This window comes from Fodinibius salipaludis (genome assembly GCF_002287075.1).
GTDB lineage: Bacteria > Bacteroidota > Rhodothermia > Balneolales > Balneolaceae > Fodinibius > Fodinibius salipaludis.
Genome location: NZ_NSKE01000001.1, coordinates 381,592 through 402,747, shown reverse-complemented (window position 1 = coordinate 402,747; position 21,156 = coordinate 381,592). Strand labels below are relative to the sequence as shown.

17 protein-coding genes are annotated in these 21,156 nt (G+C 42.7%); 8 read left to right on the top strand and 9 right to left on the bottom strand.

Annotated features, from left to right (window positions below; genetic code table 11):
• Nucleotides 1-170: 170 nt before the first annotated feature.
• Nucleotides 171-2,495: a hypothetical protein gene (locus tag CK503_RS01600; protein WP_095605028.1), complete on the top strand. Its 2,325-nt coding sequence runs from the start codon at nucleotides 171-173 to the stop codon at nucleotides 2,493-2,495.
• Nucleotides 2,496-2,602: 107 nt separating this feature from the next.
• Here CK503_RS01600 and CK503_RS01595 read toward each other — a convergent pair whose 3' ends face one another.
• Nucleotides 2,603-3,907: an ABC transporter permease gene (locus CK503_RS01595; RefSeq protein ID WP_095605027.1), complete on the bottom strand. Its 1,305-nt coding sequence runs from the start codon at nucleotides 3,905-3,907 to the stop codon at nucleotides 2,603-2,605.
• Between the two features lie 3 nt (nucleotides 3,908-3,910).
• Nucleotides 3,911-4,831, bottom strand: a complete 921-nt coding sequence (locus CK503_RS01590) for an ABC transporter ATP-binding protein (protein WP_095605026.1) — start codon at nucleotides 4,829-4,831, stop codon at nucleotides 3,911-3,913.
• Between the two features lie 155 nt (nucleotides 4,832-4,986).
• Here CK503_RS01590 and CK503_RS01585 point away from each other — a divergent pair, with 155 nt between their 5' ends.
• Together CK503_RS01585 and CK503_RS01580 are read left to right on the top strand one after the other, a co-directional pair.
• The gene (locus CK503_RS01585; protein ID WP_095605025.1) at nucleotides 4,987-6,426 is read left to right on the top strand and encodes a glycogen synthase; all 1,440 of its coding nucleotides are present in this window, start codon (nucleotides 4,987-4,989) and stop codon (nucleotides 6,424-6,426) included.
• Nucleotides 6,427-6,449: 23 nt separating this feature from the next.
• Nucleotides 6,450-7,721 carry a glucose-1-phosphate adenylyltransferase gene (locus CK503_RS01580; protein ID WP_095605024.1) on the top strand — a complete coding sequence of 424 codons (1,272 nt, stop codon included), beginning with the start codon at nucleotides 6,450-6,452 and terminating at the stop codon, nucleotides 7,719-7,721.
• A gap of 234 nt (nucleotides 7,722-7,955) precedes the next feature.
• Here the strand turns inward: CK503_RS01580 and CK503_RS01575 are convergent, their stop codons facing one another.
• Both CK503_RS01575 and CK503_RS01570 read right to left on the bottom strand, forming a co-directional pair.
• Nucleotides 7,956-8,666, bottom strand: coding sequence for a ribonuclease H-like domain-containing protein (locus tag CK503_RS01575; protein ID WP_095605023.1), 711 nt, complete (start codon nucleotides 8,664-8,666; stop codon nucleotides 7,956-7,958).
• Between the two features lie 2 nt (nucleotides 8,667-8,668).
• The gene (locus tag CK503_RS01570; RefSeq protein ID WP_095605022.1) at nucleotides 8,669-9,667 is read right to left on the bottom strand and encodes an asparaginase; all 999 of its coding nucleotides are present in this window, start codon (nucleotides 9,665-9,667) and stop codon (nucleotides 8,669-8,671) included.
• A 233-nt stretch (nucleotides 9,668-9,900) separates the two neighbouring features.
• Between CK503_RS01570 and CK503_RS01565 the strand changes: the two genes are divergently transcribed.
• The gene (locus CK503_RS01565) at nucleotides 9,901-12,027 is read left to right on the top strand and encodes an elongation factor G (RefSeq protein ID WP_095605021.1); all 2,127 of its coding nucleotides are present in this window, start codon (nucleotides 9,901-9,903) and stop codon (nucleotides 12,025-12,027) included.
• Between the two features lie 49 nt (nucleotides 12,028-12,076).
• Here CK503_RS01565 and CK503_RS01560 read toward each other — a convergent pair whose 3' ends face one another.
• From CK503_RS01560 to CK503_RS01545, 4 genes are read right to left on the bottom strand one after another with little or no spacing between them, the layout of a single operon-like run.
• The gene (locus tag CK503_RS01560) at nucleotides 12,077-13,558 is read right to left on the bottom strand and encodes an OstA-like protein (protein WP_095605020.1); all 1,482 of its coding nucleotides are present in this window, start codon (nucleotides 13,556-13,558) and stop codon (nucleotides 12,077-12,079) included.
• Nucleotides 13,559-14,122, bottom strand: coding sequence for an LPS export ABC transporter periplasmic protein LptC (lptC, locus tag CK503_RS01555; RefSeq protein WP_176466181.1), 564 nt, complete (start codon nucleotides 14,120-14,122; stop codon nucleotides 13,559-13,561).
• A complete protein-coding gene (gene upp / locus CK503_RS01550; protein WP_095605018.1) occupies nucleotides 14,109-14,744 on the bottom strand; it encodes a uracil phosphoribosyltransferase in 636 nt (211 codons plus the stop codon). Before upp ends, lptC begins: the two co-directional genes overlap by 14 nt.
• An 11-nt stretch (nucleotides 14,745-14,755) precedes the next feature.
• Nucleotides 14,756-16,426 (bottom strand): alanine/glycine:cation symporter family protein, encoded by a 1,671-nt coding sequence (locus CK503_RS01545; protein WP_095605017.1) that lies wholly within the window; start codon nucleotides 16,424-16,426, stop codon nucleotides 14,756-14,758.
• Between the two features lie 210 nt (nucleotides 16,427-16,636).
• Here CK503_RS01545 and CK503_RS01540 point away from each other — a divergent pair, with 210 nt between their 5' ends.
• A complete protein-coding gene (locus tag CK503_RS01540) occupies nucleotides 16,637-16,936 on the top strand; it encodes an HU family DNA-binding protein (protein ID WP_095605016.1) in 300 nt (99 codons plus the stop codon).
• Between the two features lie 278 nt (nucleotides 16,937-17,214).
• Here the strand turns inward: CK503_RS01540 and CK503_RS01535 are convergent, their stop codons facing one another.
• Nucleotides 17,215-17,865, bottom strand: a complete 651-nt coding sequence (locus tag CK503_RS01535; protein WP_095605015.1) for a hypothetical protein — start codon at nucleotides 17,863-17,865, stop codon at nucleotides 17,215-17,217.
• A gap of 53 nt (nucleotides 17,866-17,918) precedes the next feature.
• Here CK503_RS01535 and CK503_RS01530 point away from each other — a divergent pair, with 53 nt between their 5' ends.
• From CK503_RS01530 to aroB, 3 genes are read left to right on the top strand one after another with little or no spacing between them, the layout of a single operon-like run.
• Nucleotides 17,919-19,511 (top strand): NFACT RNA binding domain-containing protein, encoded by a 1,593-nt coding sequence (locus CK503_RS01530; protein WP_095605014.1) that lies wholly within the window; start codon nucleotides 17,919-17,921, stop codon nucleotides 19,509-19,511.
• A 5-nt stretch (nucleotides 19,512-19,516) separates the two neighbouring features.
• Nucleotides 19,517-20,074 (top strand): shikimate kinase, encoded by a 558-nt coding sequence (locus CK503_RS01525; protein ID WP_095605013.1) that lies wholly within the window; start codon nucleotides 19,517-19,519, stop codon nucleotides 20,072-20,074.
• Nucleotides 20,058-21,149 carry a 3-dehydroquinate synthase gene (gene aroB, locus CK503_RS01520; RefSeq protein ID WP_095605012.1) on the top strand — a complete coding sequence of 364 codons (1,092 nt, stop codon included), beginning with the start codon at nucleotides 20,058-20,060 and terminating at the stop codon, nucleotides 21,147-21,149. Before CK503_RS01525 ends, aroB begins: the two co-directional genes overlap by 17 nt.
• Nucleotides 21,150-21,156: the final 7 nt, after the last annotated feature.

The window sequence follows — 21,156 nt, the reverse complement described above, 5'->3', positions numbered from 1 at the left end:
TGCACATCAGTTTAACAGAAATTCATGGCTAATCATTTGCCGATATGGGGAACAAATTAAAAAAGCTCCACTTAGATTTATCGGAAAGTATAAGACTCCTTATATTCCTGCGTTATATTACGTAACCAAAAATTAGAAGTGACTTTTAAATACTTAATTTGATATTGCTCATGTGTAGAAATCGTATTGCTTTCCTACCTCGCGTTCTCTTTTTGGCCGGTTTGATAATGTTGATGGTCTCAGATTTGAAGGCGCAGTCATTTGATCATGAACCTTATCCAAAATTGGATTTTAACTTCGTCAATTTAGAACTTAGTTTGGGGGTACAGCCCCAGAACTTACGCATCGATGGAGAGGCTGTATATCAGGTTGAGGCGAATATAAGTGGCGCCGATACACTGACGCTTTATGCTTCCCATCTGGATATAAGCAATGTTTCGGTGGATGGAGAGGCAGCAGATTTTTCGCTCCAGAATGATTCGCTGTTTATCCCTGTGAATGATTCTGCGGAAGTGGGATCGCAGTATGAGGTAAATATCAGATATTCAGGTCGTCCGCAGTTTGGGGTACTCCAAAATCGCAACGAAACGATATGGAGTTCTCAGCTGCCAAAGGCACAACGCCATTGGGTTCCCATTGTAGATCATCCGCAGGTAACGTTTAAAACGATATTTAATATTTCCGTTCCATCAGGAATACAGGTATGGGCTACGGGAGAAAAAGTAGGTGAAGAGGTGCTTTCGGTGGATGCTATGCGTTATCAGTTTGCATCACAAAAAGAAGTGCCGGCTTCCGGTTTATCTTTTGCTATCGGAGGTTTTGATAACCAATCAACCGGTTACGGTGAAAAGAAAATAAATTTAGCTGTTGCAAAGTCACTCGACAGTAAAATTGATCCGCAGGCAGTATTACAGAATGCACAAGATTATCTGGCATCAGTAGAGGAGAAATTGCAGCGAGAATATCCTTTTAAACAACTGCAGATTGTAGTATTAGAAGATCACAACGGAGAGAAAAAATCATGGGGTGCCACAACTATATTTTTGTATAAGAATCGCGGAGATTTGGATACCCAATTGATGCGTGGAATAATCGGTCAGTGGTTTGGAGTACAGCAGCGTGAGCGGCAGTGGAACCAGGCCGATGCCATTACGCTGAGTCAGACACTTCTTTTCAAAGAGTTGTTGCCGGATAGCAGCATTTTGAGCAGTAAAGACCAGCCCAAAGGATTTGGCCATTCGTTGTATTCGCAGTTTGGATCAGAGCAATGGAATAGCTGGCAAAAGGGCATTGGTGAATGGCAGAATGAATCTGTGACAGTATTTATGCGGGATTCGATAACAAAAATGCTGGAACTCAGTGCCGTGATCAGCTGGGAAGAGTATGCAAACTTTTGGTATGATCATATTGGTCAACCATTATTTGAACGTCCGCAATTTTCCTTTGATAGTGCGGAATCATCCCAAAGAGATTCAGTAGCTTACGAAGTTTATTACGATTTTAACGAAGCGGAAGGGGAGCTTAAGCTGCAATTTGAAGCTACTCAAGGTTATTTTGGAGAACTCACCACAATAGAAGCGTATGAGATATATCCCGGGAAAGTGGATACTTCGGAAGTGACATTTACGGGTAAGGAAGATTCTATTGTACTGCAGGTACAGCCGACGATTAATACGCTGCAATTGTCTTATGAAGATTATCCGACACTGACACTCGACGAGTTTAAGCCCTCCTCATTTTTAATTAGTGAACTTCGTAACGGAGAAACGGTCGAGGAGCGTGCCAAAGCAGCACGTAAATTGGGGTATCATACCGAAAATCCCGACCTGCAGCTGGCTATACAGGATTTTATGAAACAGGATCTGGAGCCTAAAGTAGAGGCGGGACTGTTGCTCTCCATGGCGGATATCACGGATGGTGCATCCGGTACGGAACAAGCATTTTTGGATGCGCTGAAGAGTGATCATCAAGTTATTCGTGAGGCAGGATTGATGGCCCTGCAAAATTATCCCCAAAACAGTACGGTCGTTAATACGGTACAGGCGATGGCTCAACAAGCTAATGAAATGCCAATGTTCAAAAAATCGATGCAAGTATTGACGGCTGTGATGGATGAGGAATCATTTAGCGGATTTGTGGAGTCAATTGTTCAGGCAGATACGGTGGGACATCAATCTATATTTGCCATTAAAGAGTTGGCCAACATGGGACAAGTTGAAGATGCTGTAGACCAAGCCAATCTTTTTACAGAAAGTGAATATTCGTATGATATTCGTAGTGCTGCGCTGCAGCTTTTAATACAGCATGACCATGCGGCTTCCAATTGGTTGAACCGTGGTCAAGAGTTAGCTGAAGAGGCCGATCCGCGCATTCGGTTTTTGATCGTACGGGGAATGGGGCAGAATATGAATGATGAAATCCGGCAGTTTTTAATGGATTACAGGCAGGATGAATATGATGCTCGTGTCCATCAAAAAATAAAGGATATTCTATAACTAAAGGTCAAAAATTCTCAGGGTCTAATTTATAGTAAACTTGTTTAAGCATTTTAAATGCAGAAAAATATTAATTGAAGAATTCCTGAGGATTTAAGTAAAATTTATTATCCCTGTTTAACCCATTTTAACAGTTCTTTCCAATTGGTACTCTTGCCGTAGCTGAGAATACCTACACTATAAATTTTTGCACTCAGCCACATTGTTCCGATAAAAGTGCCGATCATCAATAACATTGAGAGTCCAATTTGCCAGAACGGAACATCCGTTATGGCGATACGGGTAATCATAACGATGGGAGTGCAGAGAGGTATTAGTGAGCCAACAACTGAAAGGGTACCATCAGGATTGTTCATCGTTTGGAACATAATAATATAGGCCACAAAAATAGGAACCATGACGGGAAACATATACTGTTGGGTGTCGGCTTCAGAATCTACGGCTGAACCGATGGCCGCAAAAATGGAAGCGTAGATCAGGTACCCGAGGATAAAAAAGATGGCAAAGTAGATGATCAGCGAAGGTTCAATGGTGGGAATCGAGAACATTTCGGGATTGATGCCTTGTTGGGCCGACGCTGTTTGGGATGTTTCGGGCATATTCGACATCTGCTCGCTAAGAAACATTCCGGCTAACGGGCCTGTCGCAGCGGCAAGTCCCAGTAGAGAAGCAACCCAAAAAGTCATTTGGGTAAGAGCTAACGCTCCTATGCCCGCTAATTTTCCAAAAAGGAGTTCGATGGGTTTTACTGAGGACGCAATAACTTCAATAATACGATTGGTTTTTTCTTCGATTACACTTCGGGTAATGAGTCCCCCATATCCGGAAATAGCTCCAAAAATGATAGCCCCCATAATAACTCCTACAATAGTAAGAAATCCAGTATCATCTTCGGTTTCCTTGCCTGTTTCGGTGAGTTTTGTTGTTGTTAAGGCAATATCACTTGCATAAATTTCTTGCACATCTTCTGATACATTGGCTCGTTTGAGTCGCTCATTGCGTATAACTTCGCGTAAATCAGTGCGCAGCGTATTTTGGAGACTGAGTCCTCCGCTACCGCTGGATACAAATTCCGGATCTTCCTGCCCCTCAACATGGGATTCGCCCAAAACGATGAATCCGTCAATTTCTTCTTGCTGAACAAGTGTTCTTAACGAGTCTTCGGTTAGCTCAGATAAGTTTTGATAACGGTCAGGAGCCATTTCCTCCAGCCGGGGATAAAGCACTTCGGTTTGATCTGCAATACCAATCGTTTGCTGGGTATCGGAGTCCCATACCGAGATACCGATAACGATACCGACAAAAGCAATCATCCCCAGTGGAATTAAAACAGTAGCAAGGATAAATGCTTTAGAACGTATGCGGGTTACGTATTCCCGCTTTAGTACGAGTAAAATCTGACGCAAACTCATGAATTAGCTCAATTCTTTTGGATTAATATTATCTTCACCAACGGTGGAGATAAAAATTTCGGTAAGCGAGGGTTCGACACGTTCAAACTTATAAATTTGGGCGTGATTCATCGCTTTTTTGAGGATATTCTGCATGGATTGCCCGTCGAGGACGCGGATTTCAGCATAATTGGTTGATCGGTTGTTAATGCGTACTTCCTGGAGTTCATCCAGAAAAGCATCATCACCTTCAAATTCTATATTGATGGTGTTTTTGCCATAACGCTGTTTTATCTCGCGCAGATTTCCGTTCAATACGGCCTTGCCGTTATTAAATAGGCAGATATCATCACACATCTGTTCAACCTGTTCCATTCGGTGGGTCGAAAATAGAATGGTATTACTTTTGTCACGCAGTTCAATGACGATCTCTTTAAGCATTTCGCTGTTGATGGGATCAAGACCGCTGAACGGTTCGTCAAAGATATAGATGTCGGGATTATGCGCTATCGTAGCGATAAACTGTATTTTTTGGGACATGCCTTTAGAGAGCTCCCCGACCTTTTTGTCGAACCAGGCGCTTGCTTCGAAGCGGTCGAGCCAGTAACGGATTTTCTTTTGGGCTTCTTCGTGTGACAATCCCTTGAGTTGTGCGAGATAAATGAGTTGTTCACCCACCTTCATTTTTTTGTACAACCCACGCTCTTCGGGCATGTAGCCGATCATGCGCTGCGTTTTCGAACTTACGGGATAACCGTTGATGGTTACGGTACCACTGTCAGCAATAAGAATGTGGTTGATAATACGGATAGCTGTTGTTTTACCGGCACCATTTGGACCAAGTAATCCAAAAATGCGGCCTTTTGGAATTTCAAAACTTACATTTTTTACAGCTCGCGTATCCCCAAACGATTTCGAAATATTATCTACTTCAATTACTGCCATATGTGTGATTGATGATTATTTTTCACTGAAGGTAGGATAAAGTTACTTATAAAGAAAGATTTTGATTGAACCATAAAGTTTTGATTATTTCAACATAATCTAACTGTAGCAAAATATTGATCTGCAAAAAAGTTATTTCTAACATTATTTCAAAAATGAAAATATTCCATCTAAGTGCCGAATGTTATCCCGTTGCAAAAGTAGGTGGATTGGCAGATGTAGTTGGGGCGCTGCCAAAGTATCTTAATGATGAGCTGGCCGAGGCGTCGGTTGTGATGCCTAAATATGCTAATGAATGGATGAAGGAGCATACCTTTGAGACAGTGTTGCAGGGTAGTGCGCCGCTGGGGGACTGGCAGTTTGAGTTTTCGATACAGCGAGAGGCAAAAGATACGCTGGGCTTTCCATTGTATGTGGTAGATATTCCCGGTCGGTTCGATCGTCCCGGTATTTATACTGATGCTGACACGGGGAATAGCTATTGGGATGATTTTGAGCGATTTGCCAGTTTTCAAATTGCGGTGTTAGACTGGTTTAACGGGATCAAGGAAAAGCCCGATCTGCTGCATTGCCACGACCACCATACCGGACTGATGCCCTTTATGCTCACCCAATGTTATCGTTATAATGATTTAAAACATATTCCCACTGTACTTACGGTGCATAATGCGGAATACCATGGTGACTATGATCGAGGTAAAGCTCATTTGTTACCCAATTTTGATGATCAGAACTTTGGCTTGCTTGATTGGGATGGCAAATTGAACTGTTTGGCTGCCGGACTTAAAACATGCTGGCAAATAACAACCGTTTCAGAGTCATATATGAAAGAGCTATCGTATAACAGTAACGGCTTGGAATGGTTATTTCAGAACGAAGAACAGAAGTCTCGCGGCATTATCAACGGCATAGATACCAATGTCTGGGATCCGGAAACCGACCCGATGATTGCGCATTCATTTAACAAACGAAAAACGGCAGCCGGTAAGCGTAAAAACAAGAAAGTGCTTTGCGAAGAGTTTGGTCTGGATCCACAGTATCCAACGATATCATTTATTGGTCGACTAGTCTATGAGAAGGGAGCCGATCTGTTGCCAGATCTATTCCGTTCGTTATTAGAGTCTGAGCAATCTGTCAATTTTATTGTTCTGGGTACGGGCGATCGTGAGCTGCACCATCAGTTTGAATCGATGAGTAATCGTTTTATCGGTTATTTTGATGCTGCTTTGGATTATAACGAGCCACTGGCGCATCAGATTTATGCTGGCAGTGACTTTATGATTATGCCCTCACGCGTGGAACCGTGCGGACTCAACCAAATGTACTGTATGCGTTATGGAACTGTACCTATTGTGCGTAATGTTGGTGGCTTAAAAGATACCGTCGTTGATATTAGCAAAGATGAAGGGTACGGAATTACCTTTAACGATTTTACCTTTCATGCGGCGCAGGATGCCGTTCAACGAGCGATAGATCTGTTTAAAGATGGGCGAAAAATGGCGGGGGTTCGAAAAAGAATTATGAATCTTGATTTTTCTTGGAATGCCTCGGCCAAAGAATATATTAAAATGTATACCGAGCTGATTGAACAATAATCAACTTATAGACAAAAGTATTTATGCGTAGAAAAGTAATTGCGGTTATTTTAGGTGGTGGACAGGGAACTCGCTTATTTCCATTAACCAAGATGCGGTCGAAGCCGGCGGTACCGGTAGCTGGTAAGTACCGGCTGGTGGATATTCCCATCTCGAACTGCATTAACTCTGGTGTACGTCGTATATATGTGCTCACCCAATTTAATTCTGCCTCATTAAACCGTCATATCAAAAATTCCTATAATTTTGATGTATTCAGTAGGGGTTTTGTGGACATTTTGGCAGCTGAGCAGACTCCTGAAAGTAAAAACTGGTATCAGGGTACGGCCGATGCAGTTCGGCAATCCATTCATCACATGGAAAACCACAGCCATGAACACGTGCTAATTTTATCCGGTGATCAGCTCTACCAAATGGACTATCGCAAGATGATGAAAAAGCACGAAGATAATGATGCCGATATTACGATTGGTACTATTCCCGTTGTTGCTGAAGACGCAACCGGATTTGGCATAATGAAAACAAATAAAGAAGGCTTTATTGAAAGCTTTGTCGAAAAACCGGATTATGATGACCTTGACCAGTGGAAATCTGAAACCCCGGAGAAATTTAAGAAAGATGGTCGAGTATATTTGGCTTCGATGGGGATTTATATCTTTAAAAAAGATATCCTCAACGATTTGTTTGCTGAGTACGAAGATGCAACCGATTTCGGTAAAGAGATTATTCCCGAGGCCATTAAAGAGGATTATCAGGTGCAAAGTTATGAGTTTGACGGTTACTGGACTGATATTGGAACGATAAAATCATTTTTTGAAGCAAACTTGGCACTTACCGACGATCTGCCTCAATTTAACCTGTACGACAATGAGGATTTTATTTACACCCATGCTCGCATGCTTCCCGCATCTAAACTGTCGGGAACTACTTTTGATCATTCAGTATTAGCAGAGGGTTGTTTAGTTGAGGCCAGCCGAATTGAGCGATCGATCATTGGTATCAGATCACGAGTAGGAAAGGGTACTACCATCGAACACTCCATAATTATGGGGAACGATTTCTTTCAATCGCAGGAAGAGATCGAGCAAAGCACGGATGATAATCCTCCCATGGGTATTGGACAGCGCTGTTTTATCAGTAATGCCATTATTGATAAGAATGTTAAAATCGGGGATGATGTACGAATTGCTGGCGGAGATCATCTCGAAGACGGGGAATACGAACACTACCACGTAGTTGATGGAATTGTGATTATTCCAAAAGGTGAAATAATTGAAGACGGGACAAAGATATAGAATGAATAGTTTTGAGTAGTGAGAGGTGAGTATTGAGTAGAAATATTCAACTCAATCTCATCTCGATCCGTAGCATGGCTGCACGTAGCCATTTGCTATAATTTTTACTTTCTGTTGAAAAGGTTCGGCGAAGGTAGGCTTTGCTACGGATCGTTTACTTTGTAGTCCCTGTCCTATTTTAGGAAAAGTGCTATCCAATGACTGAACTTAATATCGGATGGACAGGTAAATAGTTTATTCTCCATCCTGTATTTCTTTAAGCTTATTCATTGCGCGGTCATTGAGATTATCGAACAACTCCTTGTCAATATCACCGACAGTATATTTCAGGTGTAGCCAAACAACATAGGTTGCCATTACATCCTCATAGCAATAGTGCTCAATTTCAGCCAGCTGATCTTCACGGAACATTTTAAGTACTTCATTGCCTTCACCGGTTTGTTTAAAGGGGATATCAATAAGATAGCCCAGGTGCTTAAGCTTGGGCCACGAGCTGGCTCCGTAGTTGCTAAACTCATCAAGCAGATCGACATTGTCGTTACTGTAACGATATTTAATATCGTAGTGATTCAGGCGTTTCGGCATCTGTAGCCCGTGTTTAAGGGCACGATAAGTGAGCAACGGGAGGTCAAAGCCGCGGCCGTTGTGATGCACCAACCCGAAGTCTTTATAGGTGCTGAGGGCGTCGAATAGTTTTTTTAACCCCTCTTTTTCATCGGTGCCGTGCCAGCCCACTTTTTGTTTCGGCATGCCGTTATTTTCAATCCAAAGACCTACCCATGAGATCATTTTGTGGTACATTGGCGGTAGAAATCCCGATGAGTTCCGCGCTAAGTCTTCGCTGGCCTGTATTAGTAGTTCATCATCATCTGTCTCGGGATTTTCAATAACCTGGCGAACAAATTCAAAATCGGGGATGGTTTCAACATCAAAAACAAAAAACATAATTACTCCGTCATTTCTCCAACTAAATTCCTGTTAAACTGCTGGCCTACTGTTGTATTATCGTCATGCTTGGCAAGAAGATACATTATTTTTGTGAGGGTTGCTTCGGTTGTCATATCTTTAGCACTGAGTGCTCCAATCTCCAGGGCTTTGCGTCCACTTTCATAATTGTTCAGATCTACAGCATCATACGCAGCCTGGGAAGTAATAATTAATAGAATATCATTTTGAAGACATTTTTTGAAGAACGGTAACAGGCTTTGGTCACCGTGAATGGGAAAGTTTCCGCTCCCGAACGCCTCGATAATGAGTGCACGATTGTCACCAAAATTAATTTGGCTCAGAAAATCGGGATTTAAATTGGGATAGATTTTAAGGAGAAAAACCTGTTCAGAAAAACCAGTTGCTACCTCTAACGACTCTGAAGGAGTGTGCACGTGATCGCGTATATCAATATTGAGTCCGATTTCTGCCAAGGGCGGATAGTTGGGGGATGCGAAGGCATCAAAATCACCGATACTCATTTTGGTCGCCCGATTGCCGCGGTAGACAAAATCATTAAAACAGATGGCCACTTCTGGGAGTGACATTGTTGCCATTTCAATAGCGTTAACCAGATTTCGCCGAGCGTCGCTGCGGATGTTGCTCATGGGAACCTGGCTGCCGGTCAGAATGATCGGTTTATCCAATCCCTGTAAGGCAAATGAAAGTGCCGATGCCGTATAAGCCATAGTATCGGTGCCGTGTAGAATTACAAACCCATCGTAATCCTCATAGTTGCTGCGGATGAATTCTGCTATAGCTGCCCAATGTTTTTTGTTGATGTCAGAACTGTCTTCGAAAAAGAGACGCTCCATTTTTATATCAGCAATTTCTGAAAGTTCGGGGATGGCTTGGTACATCAGCTCCGTCCATTTTTGGGGATTTAGCGTTGGCTTTTGATCCTCGCTGGCATCCATGGCAATAGTGCCGCCCGTTTGTATAAGTAGAATACTTTTCATGAATGGTTTTTGTGTTTTGATGGAATCCGCAGCTAATGTTACCAAATTTAACACAAAGTATTGAGTTCAAATCTTTTTTTGCCTTACTTGTCTAAAGACAATACAACGCACCGGAGTGAGCAATGGTTAAAAAAGCCATGTTACATATCAACATTTCTAAAAAATATCACTACTATGGTATTATGAAAGAGTGCTCTGGTGATTTCCCACATCCCTAAAAACGGAGGTAGCCTATGAATGTTTACAAGCCATCAAAAATCAGAAACATTGTACTGTTGGGACATGCCGGGTCGGGCAAGACTACACTTGCAGAAACGATGCTGTTTGAATCCGGTAGTAAGAAGAGACGCGGTTCCATTGAGCAAAAAAATACTTCCTCAGATTATCATGAAGTTGAGCACGAAAAAGGAAAGTCTGTGTTTTCAAGCCTATTAAATCTGGATTGGAGAGGGAGCAAAATAAATCTAATTGATACGCCGGGCACGGCCGATTATATCGGAGAAGTTGTTGGGGCGTTACGAGTGGCCGATACGGCAATATTTGCATTAAATGCCGAATATGGGGTGGAAGTGGGCACAGAACTGCATTGGAAATATACCGAAAAGTATAACATTCCTTCGCTCATTATTGTAAATAAACCAGATAACGAATATTCTGATTTCCAGAAGACGGTAGATATGGCCAAGGAGCGATTTGGTCGTGGAGTAGTTGTGGTTCAGTATCCCTACAGTGAGGGCGAAGATTTTCATGCTATTATTGATGTGTTAAAAATGACGATGTATGAATTTCCGGAGGATGGGGGCAAGCCCGACAAGTTACCAATCCCTGATTCGCATAAATCACAAGCCGAGCTATTGCACAACGAATTGGTGGAGACGGTGGCAGAAAATGATGAAACGCTGTTGGATTTGTACCTGGAGCAGGGAGAGCTTACGGAAAGCCAGATGCGGGAAGGGCTCCATCAGTCGTTGTTGAATCGGGATATATTTCCGCTGTTCTGTTGCTGTGCCAAACGAAATATGGGCACGGGACGCGTTATGGGATTTTTGGGAAATGTGGCTCCGGACCCCCTTGAGGCCAATCTTCCCAAATCTGTTGAGGGTGAAGATATTAAGCTGGATACAAATGCCGATCCGTTGATGTTTATCTGGAAGAATAGTTCAGAATCGCACGTGGGAGATATGCTCTATTTCAAATCCTACGGTGGCACGGTAAAATCGGGACAAGATCTTGTCAATCATACTACGGGAAACGGTGTGCGTGTGTCGGGACTTTACTGGATAAATGGCAATAAGCGGGTGGAAGCTAATAAGATACCAACCGGAGATTTGGCAGCGGCTGTGAAATTGAAGAATACCGGCGTTAATGATACACTGCATCCCAAAGATGGTGAAGTAGCTATTGAGCCGATTCATTTTCCCGAGCCGGTAATACGTACGGCTATTGAATTAAAACAGGAAGGAGAGGAAGATAAGCTGGGTAATGCTCTGCATCAGCTGCAGCGTGAAGATCCTTCCATGAAGATCGAGCACAGCCAGGAATTGAAGCAGGTCATTGTTCATGGACAGGGGGAAGAGCATTTGGCAGTGATCAAATATGCACTGGAAACGAGGTTTAATCTCGAACTGGAATATATACAGCCGAAAATTCCGTATCGTGAGACGATTACTAAAACCGTTCGGACGGAATACAAACACAAGAAGCAATCAGGTGGGGCGGGACAATATGCTGCCGTGTCGATGCTGATGGAACCGTTGACGGATAACATGCCTGAGCACAACGATCTAAAGGTACGCGATACGCAAGAAATAGAGTTGGAATGGGGCGGTAAACTCATCTTTCGAAATTGTATCGTAGGCGGTGTGATTGATAACCGTTTTATGCCAGCCATCCTCAAGGGGATCATGGAGAAAATGGAAGCCGGTCCGCTAAGTAACTGTCGCGTTCGGGATCTGCGAATTTCGGTGTATGATGGGGATATGCACTCCGTGGATTCCAATGATGCGGCATTCCGTACAGCGGCGCTGATGGCTTTCAGGAAGGGATTTTTGGATGCAAAACCCAAGCTAATGGAACCTATCTATGATATTGAGGTTACGGTTCCGGCTAATTATATGGGAGATGTGATGAGCGATATCAGTACTCGGCGCGGACAGATTATGGGAATGGATTCGGAGGGGTCGATACAGAAAATTAAAGCCCAGGTCCCGCTGGAGGAGCTCGATCACTACGCTACTCGGCTTAAATCCATAACCCAAGGCAGTGCCCGGTATAGTCGGGAGTTTTCGCATTACGATCAGGTGCCGCATGATATCCAGCAGCGCGTTATGGAAGAGACGATGGACATGCAGGAAGCTTAACTGACAGGATACTCAAAAGATGTACAGCACTTCGAAAGTACTGTACATCTTAGTCCTTTTTCAGCCATTTACTATCGGGATGGCTTTTTTTGAGATGTCGGATAAATCGAGGCGGCAATTCAAAAAAGAGTTCTTCTCGAATGGGCTGAAAACGTCGCTTCATTTTTTCCTTTGGGCGCTGAGGTCGTTGTTCGGGATTCCAGCTAAAGCCATCCAGTCGACGTGTTTTTGTTTGTTCACTTTCAGGCAGATACGAACCGTTGACGGTACCGATAGCTTTCATCCTTGCAAGCTCTCCATCCTCAAAAAAGATGCGAATATTTGGTGCCGATAAATCCACGGCCCCATCAGGTTCATCCTGATCATTTTTCGTAAAGCGGAGCAGTTTGGAGTTTCCAAAGACATAAATTTCACTCAATGCACCATCTTTAAAATCAGCGTGGAGGGTATCACCGGTAATTTGATTGAGCCGATCGATGGAGGTGTCTTGCTGAACCGAAAAGGGCCGCGGGTGAGAAATTAAACTGTCAATATCGCCATTGATAATTTTAGCTCTGATATACGGTCCGGTTAGTTGCACTTGCTTATGCCAAGACTTTGCATTGGACCAGAGTTCAAACGTTTCGGTGCTGTCGGTATATTTTGAAGTGTCTGAAACGGAGGCAAAAGAAGGGGACCAGATGCGCACGCTGTCGTATCCAAATACGATGGCTGTGGTATCGGTTGGGGTACGCTGTTCCTTCGATAAAATAGTTTTAGCCCTGATGTGTGTAGTATCGGTTTGAGCAGTGTCGGCCGTATCTTGTTGAAAACTTTTGAGCCAGGCATTACCTTCGAGGAGTCTTCGTCCGGTAGAATCAGCTTCCAGATACTGTCCCTTGATCATGGAATCGTTTTCACGGTCATCTCCAAAAATATCGCCGTAGAGTTCGTAATATTTAGTCTCTCGATTGCTGAACAGGGAGTCCCCTTCAAGATACTGTAGAGAATCGGATAGCTGGACTTTGCCATAGAATTTTGCACTGTCGGGTTCTCGATAGTAGAATCCCGAATCTGCCACTAAGGTACCCCGTTGATCTTCGAGCCGGATCTCATCAAGAAAATTGGCCACTTTGGTTGTAAAGCGGTAATCAACGCTGTTTCCAAAGAGGGTACTGCTTTCCGCTTCAATAATAACCCGTCCGCGCAGCTGACTAAAATCAACGTTGGTATAGTATCTTAGGGTATCTGCCCAAATTTTTTCGGTCTCGGTTTCGATCTGGATATTACCGAAAGCACGAATCTCATTTTTATTGACAAATTGGTAGGCACTGTCACAGTACATCTCCATGTGTTCGCTTTTCAGATGTACATCACCCAGGATTTTTTGCACTCGTTCACCTTCGTACTGTCCACCTTGAATACTATCAGCTTCCAAGATATTAACCTGGTTTTGTGCTTGGATATCCTGATTCCATCCAATTAAATGAACTGCTAAGAATGAAAGCAGTAGAATGATTTTATGTGATATCCGGATAGTTTTGTGGATCATTTAATCAACGGTTACGCGCCCCTTTGGTTCTTTTATGGTATAGTCCACCAAGTCAGTATCGCCTTCGAAGCCGGTTCCTGCAATGCTGTCGGTAGGGGTTTTAATGATGACAAATTTAGGTGTACTGATGTTATTACTGGATTGATTCCATTCCAAATACTCTGAGTCGAGATGACGATTATCTCTTGTTTCTACCTGGACATCTCCAAATAGTTCAAAGATCGTATCTTCAGGCTTATATACAGCCCTGTTTGAAAATACTTTTGTTTTTACAGTTCCCACTGAATCAAAAACGTGAACAGTAACCGGCCCTTTAATACGAGTTTCCTTTTGATCATCATTAGCATAAGTTGCTGCATAAGAACCCCATATCCGGACCTTCTTTTGCCCATCTTCCATAATTTCCATATCCATATCCCAAGTTTCTGTGGAGGAGGTGAGAGAATCTTTCAGGGCGTCATTAACCTGTTGCGATTCCTCCTGCGAAAGATCTCCACACGAAGAAATGCCCGCTATAATAAGCAGGCATAAGACAAGAAAGAAAAGGTTGTTATGTTGTTCCAAAATATCGGTCACCTGCATCACCTAATCCGGGTACGATAAAGGCATCATCATTCAAGTGGTCGTCGATGGCTGCTGTTATGGTATGTACATTAGGATGTTCTTCTTCGAGTTTTTGTAACCCCTCGGGTGCACAAATTAACGATACAAAACGAAGATGTTGTGCCCCTTTATCCTCTAAAAATGAAAGCGCATCGTGGGCACTTCCACCCGTTGCAAGCATGGGATCTACCACAAGCACCATATCATCTTCAACGCCATCCGGGATATTGGAGTAGTAGTCTTCAGGCTGGTGTGTTGTTTCATTACGCTCCATTCCCAGATGACCAACTCGTGCATCGGGAATAAATTGAAGCAGAGCGTCCGACAGGCTAAGTCCGGCACGTAATATTGGAACAACCATCACCCCTTGATCGATATCGTAACCGGTTGTTTTTTGGATAGGTGTTTCAACCTCAAATGTTGTTTGGGGCAGTTCTTTAAGCGCATGATAGGCTAATATCATAGCGATACGCTTAATAGCTGCTCGGAATTCAGAAATATTGGTATTGACATCCCGCAGGATGGTCAAATCGCGATTTACTACGGGATGCTTTATAAGTGTTACGTTTTTGAAATCAGACATAATAGCTGTGGTTATACATCTGGATTTTCAAAGTATTTTTGAGTGATTTTGTAGGCAACTCCTGAGAGGGCAAACAGTGCAATAATATTGAAGAAGGCCATTAGACCAAGCATCACATCGCCAAATGCCCAGATGGTAGTGAGCGTAACAACAGCACCGAAAAAGTGCATACCAACAAAGGCTAATCGGTACCAGAAAATAGATTCAAAGCCGAACAGGTACTGCGCAGCGCGGTCGCCGTAGTAGCTCCAGCTGATGGAGGTTGATATAGCAAACAGTAGTACTGCAAAGGTTACCAGATATCCGCCCCCTGGCATAATGGGTGCTAATCCCCGTTCAAAAGCAGCTGCGGTTAATGGAGCACCGTTTTGTACGACGCCACCGTGGAGGTTGCTTAACTGAGCATCATCAGAAGAGTAAACAGCTACTCCTCGATATCCGTCCTCGTTTTGTCGTGGCGATAATTCAATACGACCGTTAAATGGCGTGTTGTATGCTTCATCAGCAAACATTGTATCAACGGGAGCTTTGTAGTGCGTCATTTCTCCATTTGTTGGTATTCCATCTTCGAAATAAAGCACGGGAGCATCTCCAGTTTGTTCTGTGTTATCAGTAGTTTCAGTATACGTGTAGGAGACAGTATCTGCAGTGGGGTCGATAGATGATTTGTGCTGCATATCCCAGGCACCGGTAGAAATAATAACTAAGCCGGTCATGGTACAAATGACAAGTGTATCAATAAAAGGTTCGAGCAGTGCAACAACACCTTCACGAACAGGCTGGTCAGTTTTGGCAGCAGAGTGGGCGATAGGGGCTGATCCCTGTCCCGCCTCGTTAGAGAACAAACCTCGCTGTACACCGTAGCTTAATGTAAATATTAGCGCTCCGGATCCAACACCCAGTGCACCGGCTGTTGGGTTAAAAGCATTACTGACAATAGCTATAAATGAAGGAATAACAGCATCGTAGTGGATCAGCAGAATTACGAGTGCACCCAATACATAGAGAATGCCCATAAACGGGACCAGGCGCGAGGTAACTTTTCCGATCCGCTTAATACCTCCAAGAACAACAGCCGCTACTAAACTCGCTGTAATAAGTCCCGTAATCCAAACGGGAATTTGAAAATCCGTTTTCATGACGTCGGCAACCGTATTGGCCTGTACAGCATTACCGGTTAGAAATGCACAAATAGCAGCAGTAATAGCAAACGATACCGCCAGCCATTTCCAGTTTTCTCCAAGTCCTTTTTCAATATAGTACATCGGTCCGCCGGAGACCGTGCCATCAGGATTGGTGCCGCGGTATTCTTGAGCCAGAGTCACCTCGGTAAATTTTATTGCCATCCCAAAAATGGCTGTAACCCACATCCAGAATAATGCACCCGGCCCACCATAGTGGATAGCAAGTGCCACACCGGCAATATTACCAATTCCCACCGTTGCTGACAGGGCGGTAGTAAGAGCTTGAAAGTGATTGATGTCTCCTTCATCTTCAGGATCATCATAAAAGCCGGTTACTACTTTAAGTCCGTGACCGAATCTTCTAATTTGAATAAAGCCTAAACGTACTGTTATATAGATTCCGAAGGCCAATAAAATTACAACCATGGCAGGCATGGCTTCGGGTGTATTCCAGATAAGATCTACAAGCCAACTAATAATTTGATCAAATGTCTCCATATGTTAATAAATATTCTTGGGTTATATTTGAGAACCAATCAAGCGGAAGGTATAAAAAGATTTTCGAATTTTTTAAGTTTAATTGATAATCTGCTATGACAAACCATTAAAAAACGTTAAAATGGTATAAATAAATCAGTGCGGATTATATATAAGTACTTTTATTTAACAGGAGCAGTAGTTAATTGTGATTACAAAAGGTGAGGAGTTATGACTAAAGCAGATATAGTTGATGTAATTGCATCTTCAACAGGGCTTACAAAAGTTGAAACCGAAGCTGTTGTCAACGGCTTTATGGAAACGGTTATTGATGCAATGAAGAGAGGCGAACATATAGAGTTGAGAGGGTTTGGAACGTTTAAAGTGGTTAAACGAGCTCAACGGGTAGCCCGGAATCCGAAGACAAATGAAGAAGTTATAGTACCGGAACAATATGTACCGGTGCTAAAAATGTCTAAAGATTTCAAAGAGGCTGTCAATGAATCCGTTATGGAGGATGAGGGAGAGTAATTCTTCCGAAATTCAAGCCTAAAAATTTCAGGTTTTAGTTGTGGGATCTTCGTATCTTTACGAGTTATATACTATATACCTGTTGGTATCGACGAATAAAAAAATTAGGTGACTCTTATGCCAAGTGGAAAGAAAAGAAAGCGTTCAAAAATTGCTAAGCACAAACGTAAAAAGCGATTGCGCAAAAATCGACACAAACGGAAGTAGCGTTTGGATAAGAATTTGCAAATAAGCCTTCATATTTTTCTGAAGGCTTATTTTATATCATGTAGCTGAGACTATGCAGCTTGTGATTCCAGCGTTTGATCTGCAATTCGCAACACCCGGTTTGCTTTTACCAACAGTTCTTGCAAGCTACGACTTACAAAATCGTGAACATCGTTAAGGCTGTTCATATCTTCCAATGTATATTGAAAATATGAGATTAGATTAACAGCGGATAAATATTTGCCGCTTTCAGAGCCCTCAACTTCGATATGCCAGCGCGTGATGATGTCGTCATCAGCCAACAGCTCATTGACCTCCTTACTTATTTGCTCCATCCACTGGCTGGCATCTTCTAACCGGTGGTGACCGTTTTGTGCTGCCAATGTAGGATTAGGTGTTTTTTCATCAAACAGCCAGGTAATTTCAATATCGATAGCTGGTGAAATAGATGTGCTTACCATTTTATCTTCCTGTAAAAAGGGGTGTTCTTCCATACCTTGCAGCTGTTTGGCTAATACTGTTTCCCGGAACCGATCCCAGTCGAAATTAATTGATAGTGCTTTTAGAAAATCAGATTTGGGTTTGAGGTCAAATTCGATTTCCAGTCCCGTTGCATTTATTCTATCTTCATTCCAAGTGCGAAAGGTGTTAATTGTGAAATCTCTCTTATTTAAGTCACTTTCTATCCGGTTCACTACTGAGTTGAATATCGGATATGTCATTATTTCAACCTATTAAGTTCAAAATTCTACGTTACTGAACGTCTCTATAAAGCATGAACAACTTTTATACGCTAATATATTTAAACCGCGAGATAAAAGAAAAAATAGAAGACGCATTTTTTAGTTTTGCTATTTCTCCGCATAAAGATGTACTCCATTTATATATTGATGATGGTAACGAAACTTCGCGGCTAATATTTAGTGCGAATCCGAGAGAGACCGCTCTATTTTTAGATTTCTATCGCCCGCCCAAAAAAAGTAATGTAATCGATTTTTTTGAGTCTCTTGAAGGAGAAAAGATCATCGATATTAAATTAGCGGATAAAGATCGTTTAATATCCATTTATTTTGAGAATGGCCAATACCTGCTTTTTAAGCTTTTCAGTGGAAACCCAAATGTGTTTTTGGTCGAGAATGATGTAATTGCAGATGCTTTTAAAAATCCTGATGAAGTAACGGGAGAGGCTCCCCCCAGGCCGGAGGCTCCAACATTTTTGGAGGAGGTGAGTCCCCGGCGTTCAGCCAAAAATCAGATGACAGAGGTTAATCCGCTTCTGCCGCGCAATTTGTTACCGTACTTGATTAAGGAGCACGATGTTGATGAGATGTCTCCAGAAAAAGTAAAAGAATTTACAAATAAGGCTACCCAAGCATTGCTGGATGACCCGCATCCACGGGTACTTAAAACGGGTGATTTTTGCCTTTGGTCGAAGGAGTGGCTGGATATTCCCAGTGAAAAAGAGTGTGAAGAGGTTAATGATTGTGTCGCTTTTGCCTATAAAAATGCGGTACATCTGCGTCGGCTGCATGAAAACAAAGAGGATATCCTTCAGTTTTTAGAGCGAAGTAAATCCCAAAAAGAAAGTTTGATAACACAGTTGCAGCAGGCCGAGAAAAGTCTAAAGCGGGCTGAAGAGTATGAAAAATACGGACACCTGCTGATGGCACACGCTCACGAACAGGTTACAGAGGGGACAACCGAAATTACGATCGACGATTTTTATGAGAATAATGAGCAAATTACGATTCCACTGAAAGAGGATAAGTCAATAGCTGAGAACGCCGAATATTATTACGAAAAGTCAAAAGATGCCAAAAAATCGTATCAGAATGCGAGGCGGCGCCTGCCAAAAGTAAAAAAAGAACTTGAACAGGTTAAGGAACTGTTGGATGAGATCGAGGAAATTGATCACTTGCCGGATTTAAATAGCTGGGTGAAAGACAATAAGCAAAAGCTCGAAGATTTTGGTTTTGGCAGTGGTGATGACAAACAGGCGACCTCTCCTTTTAGAAAATTCAAGGAAGGAAAGTTTGAAATCTGGATTGGCAAAAGCGCCAAGAGCAATGATCAGCTTACCAGCCATGCTCATAAGGAGGATATTTGGTTGCATGCCCGAGGCGTTGGAGGGTCGCATGTGGTTATTCGGATGGGGAACAGAAAGGATTATCCGCCGCAGCACGTATTGTTGAAAGCGGCCAGCTATGCGGCTTATTTTTCGAAGGCGCGCGGCATGAAATCCGCTCCCGTTATGTACACAAAAGTTAAATATGTTCGCAAACCCAAAGGGGCGGCCCCCGGAGCGGTAGTAATAGAACGCGATGAACAAGTAGAAATGGTACCTCCAATGAAACCTGAAAATATTTAGTGACGATGCCTGAATTACCCGAACGTATTTTTTTATGTGGATTTATGGGCGCCGGAAAATCGGTGATTGGCAGGAAGTTAGCCAAGGAGTTGGAATGCGCATTTATAGATCTGGATGATAAAATCGAAGAACAGACCGGCCAAACGACCCCTGAAATTTTTGAGAAATCCGGTGAATCCTTTTTTCGGGCTGCAGAACGACGAGCGTTGCTGAAAGTGATTGAAAGGTTTGATGGTGTGGTATCACTTGGCGGAGGGAGTTTGCAGAATCAGCAGGTGGTTGATCACCTGAAAATAAATGGAATGCTTGTTTTTATAGAAACGCCGATTTCTGTTATCTTAGACCGCATATCGCAGGATAAAAACCGGCCACTTTTGTTGGATAAGCAGGGAAATCCGAAAAGCAAAAAACAACTTCGAAATGAATTGACGGCTTTGTATGAAAAACGGCTTCCTCTGTATCGGCAAGCGGTGATCCAGATAGAAAATGACGGAAGGAAAGACGTTGAGGATATTGTAAAAATATTATTGAAAAAGATTAGAAACCATGTCGAAGATTATTGATGTTGGCATTTCGCTGGACCAGAAGTATCAAATTACTGTTGGTCAGCAGTTGCCCCAATCCTTTAAAGCGTATTGCCAAGCTCACTACAATCGGAATAAAATTTTTGTTCTGATTGATGAGAATGTAAACCGATTGCATGGGGAAAAGGTAGCAACAATGGTCAGTGGTTTTGAGAATACTCACGTTATTGAAATTCCGGAGGGGGAATCCTCCAAATCCGTCAAGCAATGGAACAACATCACAAATAAGATATTAGAAACAGGGATAGAGCGTTCGACACCGATCTTAGCTATTGGAGGAGGAGTAACCGGTGATCTGGCAGGCTTCGTCGCTGCAACAGTGTTGCGGGGCGTACCGCTTATCCACGTGCCAACTACGTTGCTTGCGATGGTCGATAGCTCAATTGGTGGCAAGACAGGTGTAAATCATACTACGGGTAAAAACCTGATTGGTAGTTTTTATCAGCCTGATGCGGTGTTTTCGGATATTGCATTTTTGGAAACGCTCGAACAAAAGGAGTGGGTTACGGGGATGGCAGAAATATTGAAATACGCTGCTATCAGAAATCCTGACCTATTTGAAGTGATGGAGGAGCTCATCCATCAGCCGTTAACACCAAAGAAGAGGTGGAGTGAGGTTGTTGAAGAAAGTGCACGCATCAAAATTGATATTGTACAGAAGGATACTCTTGAGGCGGGTACGCGAGCGTATTTGAATTTTGGGCATACTTTTGGTCATGCCCTTGAGAAGGTATCAGGCTATGGAGAAATTACCCATGGAGAAGCTGTTTTCGTGGGAATGATTGCAGCCTGTCACTTTTCGCAAGAGCTGGGACATCCCGTAAGCGATGTACGTTTTTCCCCTTTTCTATCGTTGTATAAAAAGCAGATGGCACCGTTAACAGTAGATACCGAAGAGCTCTTGGATGCAATGAAATCTGATAAAAAAGTAAAAGATAATACTATTCGTTTAGTGTTGTTGAATGATTGGGGATCGCCGTATCTTTATAGTTGTGAAGACCATTCGTTACTCCATAAAAGTTGGAGATATACTTTGGATAAATTGAATAAATAATTATTGA